We start from the raw sequence: 1,260 nt of genomic DNA on the forward strand, positions 1-1,260 counted from the left end.
GGGGTGAGTTCGCCCATTTCCGGTATGAAGCGGCAGCCCTGCGCTTCATGAGCAGCACTGCGGGGGCTAAGCGTCGCATCTACCAGCTAGTGTTTTCAGCAACGGTAGCAGCGGGAGTTTTGACACTGCTGGCGGCATGGACCACCAGCTAGAAAGTATCGACGGAACAATCATGAGCAAGAGAACCAAAGACAAAAGACCTGGAGAAACTCGACGTAATCAAAGACTCGCCGCAAATGAGCCTGTTTGAGATTATTGAATCTCGGCCAAGAAAGACGACTACTCCAACACCATCGAGATCTACGATGCGCTGCCTAAGTACATTTGGGACCAAAAGCGTGAGCATGAAGATTTGTCCAACGCTGTAGTGACGCGACAATGCTCCATCAGAGGCCAGCAGTTCACGGTGAAGGTGAAGCCAGCCATCATCGAGAAGGATGACGGAAGAACCGTGCTGATCTACGCGGGACAGCGAGAGGAAATCCTTGAGGATGCTCTACGCAAGCTCGCAGTGAACGGGAAAGGCCATATCATCGAGGGCAAGGCTGGAGTCATGTTCACTCTGTACGAACTCCAGAAAGAGCTCTCGAAGATGGGTCACGGGTACAACCTGAACGAAATCAAGGAAGCAATCCAGGTTTGTCGTGGCGCAACACTTGAATGTATCAGTGATGACGGTGAAGCCTTCATCAGCTCCAGCTTCTTCCCGATGGTGGGACTGACCACCAGAGGTGAGTTTCGCAAGAAAGGCGGGAACGCCAGGTGCTATGTGCAGTTCAACCCGCTGGTAAACGAATCGATCATGAATCTGTCGTTCCGTCAATACAACTACAAAATCGGAATGCAAATCCGCTCCCCTCTTGCACGGTACATCTACAAGCGAATGAGCCACTACTGGACTCAAGCATCACCAGATTCGCCGTACACGCCATCGCTTATCAGCTTCCTGACCCAGAGCCCTCGTGAATTGAGCCCACGGATGCCGGAGAACGTCAGAGCCATGAAGCTCGCTCTGGAGGCCCTCATCAAACAAGAGGTCGTAAGCGACTACGACGCGAACCAGATCAAGGATGGCCGCAGAGTCATCGACGTGCGGTACGTCATAAGGCCTCATGAGAACTTCGTGAAGCAGGTGATGGCGTCCAACAAGCGTAAGCAGCAGACAGAGCTACGGGCCATCAAGCACGGCATGATCGACCACGACATCATTGATGAACCCCAGCGTAAGGGGAGATAGCCACCAGAATCTCCCATCCCCCC

Annotated in this window: 1 protein-coding gene; it reads left to right on the forward strand. The window is 53.2% G+C overall.

Features of this window, described 5'->3' with window-relative positions; all coding sequences use genetic code 11:
* The first annotated feature begins 406 nt into the window (after window positions 1-406).
* Window positions 407-1,237 (forward strand): plasmid replication protein, encoded by an 831-nt coding sequence (locus BHE89_RS17730; RefSeq protein WP_353615143.1) that lies wholly within the window; start codon window positions 407-409, stop codon window positions 1,235-1,237.
* Window positions 1,238-1,260 lie beyond the last annotated feature (23 nt).

Origin of the sequence: Shigella sp. FC1967 (assembly GCF_001743005.1) — a bacterium.
Taxonomy (GTDB): Bacteria; Pseudomonadota; Gammaproteobacteria; order Enterobacterales; family Enterobacteriaceae; genus Proteus.